Genomic DNA, 6,932 nt, shown 5'->3' with positions numbered 1-6,932 from the left:
CCGACTCATTCGCTCACTCATCTGCCAATCAGTTCGCCAGGCTGCCTGCCAGGCTCTCGCTATGCATGAGCCTGCTAGTCCTCGGCGCCAGCTATTCGACCGGTAGCGTGGCCGGCGTCTCGGTATTGCGTCCGCCGCGCGAAGCAGTCGCGAGCAGTCCGCTCGAAGTGACGATCGTCTATTCCGGCGATGAACCCGGCGGCACCGAAGTGAACGTTCCGCCGCAGTTAAACGTCGCCATCAGCAACGCGGACGTGATACCGAAGCCGTTGGCGCTGATGCGCGAAAGCGGCGCGCCGGATCATCTGAAGCTCGCCGCGGGCGAACTGAAGGCGGTCCGCTATTTCGGCACGTGGCCCGAATGGGCGCGCGGCGCGATGAAAATCGACGTGCCGGCACTCGACGTTTCGCCGTCGTTCGTGCTGCTGACGCGCCCGCCGCACTCGGGCAAGGACACGGCGGTCGCCGCCACCGGCGGCAAGCCGGCGGACCTGCCTGGCGCAACCACCAGCGCGGTGGAACCGTCGTCGACGAACCTGATCGCATCGTCGCCGCCGCCGTCGCGCCCCAATGCGCGGGTGCCGGAACTCAACAGCTTCCTGAGCCGCTTCTCCGCCTACGAGCCGATGTACTTCGCCGATGGCTCGAATGGCGAAAACCTCGCGAAATTCCAGCTGAGCTTCAAGTTCCGTCTTGTCACGCCGGACGACCCGCGCTCGCGGGGCTTCGCGGACAACATGTATTTCGCCTACACGCAAACCTCGCTATGGGATCTCGGCGAGTACTCGGCGCCATTTCGCGATACGAGCTATATGCCGGCACTGTTCTACTACCTGCAGGACACCGGCTGGAAGAGCAAGTGGTGGAGCAAGATGGGTTTGATGGCCGGCTACGAACACGAATCGAATGGGCGTGACGGTCCCGAATCGCGCGGTATCGACATCTTCTTCGTCAAACCGATCTGGGATTTCGGCGACTTGAACGGCAACCATCTCACCGTCGAGCCGAAGGTGTACTACTATGCGCACATTGCCGGTGAGAACCACGACATCGCCGACTATCGCGGGTATATGGATCTTCGGCTCATCTACGGCAGCACCGATAGCTGGCAGTTGGCCACAACGCTGCGCAAAGGAATGAAAGGCGGCAAAGGCAGTGTCGATACCCAGTTCACGTATCCGTTGGCGAAGCTGATCAACAGCCGCTGGGGCGGCTTCTTGTGGCTCGGGTTCTTCACCGGCTATGGCGAGGACATTCTGGATTACAACCAGCACCGCTGGATTGCCCGAATCGGCTACAGCATCACGCGATAGCAGGCCTTATCGACGCGCGCAAAAGAAAGGCCGCTGGATCTGCCAACCGATCCACTCAGGCGGCCTTTCCCGCATCGATGCGCGCGTCACGGCGCGCCTGAACGCAGCGCCGGTTTCTTCCGGATTGGCCGCCGAAGTTCGCTCAAAGTTAATTCCCGACTGCCGCGCACCGAGAACGTTAAATTTGCTTGTCAATTCTCTGTGCACGAACAGACGGGCACAACGCCGCGGATTTCTCTAGAGTTGGAGGGTGCCACTCAATCCGGGCTGGCCATGCCGCGCGCTGACCTTTCCAGCGTCAAATCAAATCCAAAAGGAAAATCAATGAAAACCGCTCTCCTTAAAGCAGACGTGTCGACGATCCCCAATGAGCAAACGGGCCTTCGGCTGCATCGGAATAGTGCCCCGCTGACGCTCAAACACGAAATTCACCCGGAACAAATCCGCGACAGTTTGCCGGCCCGACAGGGCGGAGTCGGCTTTCTATTCCATGCGACGGACTGGGAAACCCTTTCATTTTCTTTTCATAACGTTCGCCATCGGAGCGAATCGTTTGAAGAAGAATTGTGGAATACCAAGCCATTCATCGCGTCGCCGATCTATTCCGGATCCCAGGTGATCGGCGCCAATATCGCCTGCCCGGTGCCGCTCGAAATGTGGCTCGGCAGCCCGCGCGGCATCAAGCGTTTCCGCGAAACGCAATTCTTTCCGGCGCTGCAACTCGCGAGGAAGGCCGGGCTGAACATGGTCGCGATGGGCGCATCCACGCCGTATGCGTGCAACTACGGCGCGCTGCCCCGTCCGGTCAAGCCGCCTCACATCACGACCGGGCACGCGGCCACCGCGGCGATGCTCAAGGACTGGGCGATGCACTGCTGCGATCAGCTCGACCTCGAATTCGGCAACACCAGGCTCGCGCTGTTCGGCGCGGCCGGCCGGCTCGGCACCACCGTATCCAAGTACCTGCTGTACAAGGATGCGCCGAAGGAACTCGTGCTGATCGACCTGCCGGACAAGATCAACCTGTTGATCGAACAGGCGAAGGAACTGCTCGCATCGGACCTGCTCGGCAAGTCGAAAGTGTCGGTGCATACGTTCAGTCCGGACACCCCGCTGCCCGATTTCGACGGCGCGATTCTCGCGAGCAGCACGAGCGTGCCCTATCTCACCGCGGCCGATCTGAAGCGCGCGCAGTTCTGGATCGACGACTCCCACCCGCGTGCGGCAAGCGTCGAGGCTGAACTCGCATCGCGCGGCCATACGCTATATATTGAATGTTTCGCTCGTGGCCCCGCCGGCCTCGACACGGCCTTCCCGTTCCGGCTGCCGTCCACCCGCGACTGCTACACCTGCTTCGCCGAAGGCTATTCGGCCTGGCAGGAGGGTATCGCATCCGATTTCATCATCGGCAGCCCGCCGGTGTGGTCGGTCTCTTATACTCACGGTCTCCTGAAGAAATACGGTTTTTCGGTCGGTCCGTTCCACGGCAAGAACGGCGAATCGATCGGCCTCGAAGGACTGGACGCTCAGAAATTCAATACGCATGAATTGATGGGATCGTAATAACAACGGAGGCCAGATGGCGAGACCGCGCGAAAGTATGCGGGACATGCTGGAAAGAAGCAGGTTTGCGATCCGGTGGGGAGGCGCACTTGGCCTGCTGTGTCACCCTGTCTATTACGTCGTCTGGACCTACATCCTTCCGCAGCCTTACGACAACCTGCTACTGCGGTTGAGCGCGGCGGCCGTGTGCGTACCGTTGCTGTTCCAGGCGCGCTGGCCGAAGCGCTACAACCCTTTTCTGCTGATCTACTGGCATTGCTGCCTGATCTACGTGCTGCCGTTCGTGTGCACGTTTCTCACCGTCAGAAACGGCTTCTCCACGATGTGGATGATGACCGAGGTGATGATGATCTTCATTCTGGCGCTGTGTATCGACAACCCGCTGCTGCTGATGGCCTGTATCGGCATCGGTGTTCTTACCGGCGGATTCGCGGGCGTCGTCAGTTCGCCGCTGCCGGTGATTCTCAGCGCTGACGACAAATCGAATATTGCGCTGCTGCCGGTGGTCGTGCTGTGCAGCATGGCGTTCAGTCATGCAATCAGCAAAGGGCGCATCTTCGTTGAAAAGAATCGTGCGTTGCAGGCGCTCGCGGGATCCATCGCGCATGAAATGCGCAATCCGTTGAGCCAGTTGCGCCACGTGCTGGACCGCGTCGAAGAAGCGCTGCCCGCGGTGACCGAACCCGGCGAAGCGCCGACCTTGACCGATGGCACCGCGTCCGTGCTGTACAACCATCTCGCCCAAGGCCAATTGTCGATCGAGCGCGGCCTGCGCATCATCGCGATGACGCTCGACGAAGTGAGCGCGAAGTCGATCCGCTCCGACAGCCTCGGCTACCTGCATGCGGCGGCGACCACCCGCAAGGCCCTCGAGGAATACGGCTTCGACAACGACAAGGAACGCGCGAAGGTGAGCCTCGTCGTGAAGGAAGACTTCATCTTCAAGATCGACGAAACGGTCTATCTGTTCACGCTGTTCAACCTGATCAAGAATGCGCTGTACCACATCGCCGGGCATTCGCAGGCGACCCTCACATTGACGATCGACCGCGGCACGGTGATCGTGCGCGATACCGGCGCGGGCATCGCGCCAGACATCGTCCCCCATCTGTTCGAGCCATTTCGCACCGCCGGCAATTCGAGCGGCACAGGGCTCGGACTCGCGTACTGTCAGCGCGCGATGCGCGCGTTCGGCGGCAGCATCGAGTGCCAGTCGGAAGTCGGCAAGTACACGGAGTTCACACTGCGCTTTCCGCCGGTGTCGAGCAGCGAAGTCGTGGACCACGAACGCCAACTGTTCGAGCGCGCGATGCCCGCATTCAAAGGCAAACGGGTTCTGGTGGTCGACGACGACAACACGCTGCGCGCGCGCACCCGCAGCGTGCTGACCAAGGCCGGCGCCTACGTCAGCGAGGCGGAAAGCGGCGAAGTCGCGGTCGAGACCCTGGGACTCGCGTCCCCGTATGACCTCGTGCTGATGGACATCAGCATGCCGGTGATGGACGGCTACGCGGCCGCCGAGCGCATCCGCTCCGAGCGCGAATCGCCGAACCGCAACGTGCTGATCGCCGCGTACACCGCCGAGCCCGGCAATGCGGTGCGGCTGCGCGCGCGCCGTGCCGGGATGGACGAGATCATTAGCAAATCGTCGAGCGCGCAGGAACTCATCACCGCGCTGCAGGCGCTGTTCGAAAACGGCGCGCGGCATCATTCGGGCGAACGGCCGGATGGCTTTGCCGGCAAGACGATCGTCGTCGCCGACGACGACACCTATAGCCGGCTCGTCGCTAAAACGTATCTGGAGCGCTACGGGGCCACCGTGATCGAAGCCGAGCACGGCCAGCGCGTGCTGAGCAGGTTGCAGGAACACGGCTTTATCGATGCGATCCTGATGGACATGAATATGCCCGGCATGAGCGGTATCGACACGACCCGCTTGATCCGCGCGCGCACCGATGCGTATGCAACAGTGCCGGTGATCGCGCTCACCAGTCACTCGGACGCCGAATCGGTACAGCGCTGCGTCGCCGCCGGAATGAACGAGGTGATGATCAAGCCAGTGCAGGCGGGCTCGCTGTACGCGTGCCTCGCGCGGCAGTTCGGAACGCGCGGTACGCCGGTTGCGGACGGCGCGAGAGCAGTACGGCAAGCGGCCAGGGGCGCCGCGCCAACGGATATCGCCGCGACGCCAGCGGCGTGGAGTCCAACCGCCAGCCCACTCGCGGCCATCGCTGATGAAAGCCTGCTCGACGAGGACCATCTCGAGGAACTGGCCGCGCTCGATCTGCTCGACGAATCGTTCGTCAACGGTATCGAGCAGATTCGCTCGCTGGTGATACGGCTCGCAAACAGCACGGCGGCCGTCGATATCAAGGCGACGCACGTCGCGTTGCACGCACTGCTCGGCGTCAGCGGCAACATCGGCGCGAAGGCGCTGCACCGCTTTGCGCGGCAGATCTATCCGCGCGTCATCGCCGGCGAATGGCCGCTGGAAACCGACTGGCTCGCGCAGATCCGCACGCTGAGTAGCCGCTCGGCCGAAGCGCTACAGCGCTACTACGCGTCGCCCAAAGCACGGCCCGATCATCGCGACGCGCTGAGCGATTGAGAGCGGCAGGCAGCGCTCGCGCCGCTTGCGCCGGTTCCGCCACTTGGGCCGCTTGCGCCGCTTCGGCAGCTTCCGCCACCTCGGCGGCGCCCGCCCGCAGCCGCCGCGCTACAGCCGCCCTTTCAGATTGGGAAAGCCCATCGTGACCGTCGTCCCCTCGCCGACCGTCGATTCGATGCCGAGGCTGCCGCCGAACGACTGCATGATGCGGTTGCAGAAGATCATGCCCATACCGTGACCACCCGCTCCCCCGTGCGTCGTCACCGGATCCTGCAGTAGCCGCGCCTTGACTTCCGGCGCGATGCCCGGGCCGTTGTCGCGAATCCGGATTTCCGGCTCGGGGCTCTCCGTGACCTCGAGCCACAGCGACGGCGCGGACATCCCGCCGAGTGCACGCAACGCATTGGATAACAGCGACGACAGCACGAGCGCGACGCAATTGGGCATCGCGCGCACGACGAAATCGCCACGCACGTCGAGCCGGATCCAGTCTCGCTGCGCGCCGACGAACGGATAGGTATCGAGCAGCGACGCAACCAGCCGCGTCGCCTTGACCTCGCGGGCGCCCGCCTCCGCAACCGATTGCTGACCACCGCTCTTGTGCACGGTCGCCCAGAACGACGAGATCAGCGTCAGACAGTACTGCGCATTGTTGAGCATCGAACGCGCCGCGTCGCCGATTTCCTTTTGCCGTCCCGGATCGTACTGTTCGGCGACGTCGTTCTCGACCGAGCGCGCGAATAGCGAAATCGCCGCGAGCGGCGTATTCAGTTCGTGCGCGAGGAAGGCCAGCGTCTCGTCCATCGCGAGAAGCCGCTGCTGACGCGTTTCGCGCTCGGCATAGCGCGCGATCGCGAGTTGCAGCACCTCGCGCACCTTGTCCGTGCGCAACGGCTTCTCGAGTATGCGGAACACATCGCCGGTATTGACCGTCTGCAGCAGCATATCCTTGTCGGCATACGCGGTGACGAGGATGCGCACGATCTGCGGATACTCTTGCGCGACCTGGCGCAGCAGATCGTCGCCGTCCCGCCCCGGCATCCGGTAGTCGGTGACGAGCACGGCGATCTCGGCGCCGTGCCGGCCGAGTACCTCGATCGCCTCATCCGCGCTTTGCGCGACGTGCACGCAGTAATCCGCATGAATCGCGCGGGCGAAATGGTTGCGCGACATCTCCTCGTCGTCGACGAACAGAATGGAAAACGGTGGCTGTGTCGTGTCGCTCATGGGATTCCAGACGGATAGCTGTTTTGCCGGCGCTTAGAAACGGCCGTTCGCGAAGATCATATACAAAGCGGCGGCGCGGCGGGAGGTCGCGTTTCACGTTTTGCGGGCGCGGATCGAACCGCCGGACCGTTGCTGTTATCGCCGCGCGAGCGAATCCAGAGTTCGACGTGGAGTAGCTGTCGTTGTGATCGTGGGCGCCGCCGCGAAGTATGTAACGTCAG

Annotated in this window: 4 protein-coding genes; 3 read left to right on the top strand and 1 reads right to left on the bottom strand. The window is 62.7% G+C overall.

Going from position 1 to position 6,932, the window contains the following annotated elements; translation table 11 throughout:
• The 3 genes from VGH68_RS01055 to VGH68_RS01045 all read left to right on the top strand — a co-directional run.
• Positions 1–1,313, top strand: a 1,313-nt coding sequence (locus VGH68_RS01055) for a phospholipase A (RefSeq protein WP_331601653.1), incomplete at its 5' end; no start/stop codon positions are given.
• A 324-nt stretch (positions 1,314–1,637) separates the two neighbouring features.
• Entirely contained in the window at positions 1,638–2,876 is a 1,239-nt protein-coding gene (locus VGH68_RS01050; protein ID WP_331601652.1) for a hypothetical protein, read from the top strand.
• Between the two features lie 16 nt (positions 2,877–2,892).
• Positions 2,893–5,484, top strand: a complete 2,592-nt coding sequence (locus VGH68_RS01045) for a response regulator (protein WP_331601651.1) — start codon at positions 2,893–2,895, stop codon at positions 5,482–5,484.
• A 108-nt stretch (positions 5,485–5,592) separates the two neighbouring features.
• Here VGH68_RS01045 and VGH68_RS01040 read toward each other — a convergent pair whose 3' ends face one another.
• On the bottom strand, positions 5,593–6,711 hold the full coding sequence (locus VGH68_RS01040; RefSeq protein WP_331601650.1) for a hybrid sensor histidine kinase/response regulator: 1,119 nt from the start codon (positions 6,709–6,711) through the stop codon (positions 5,593–5,595).
• Between the last annotated feature and the right edge of the window lie 221 nt (positions 6,712–6,932).

Origin of the sequence: Paraburkholderia sp. (genome assembly GCF_036488505.1) — a bacterium.
GTDB lineage: Bacteria > Pseudomonadota > Gammaproteobacteria > Burkholderiales > Burkholderiaceae > Paraburkholderia.
The sequence above is the reverse complement of the archived record's forward strand: the minus strand, read 5'-3'. Positions and strand labels throughout refer to the sequence as shown.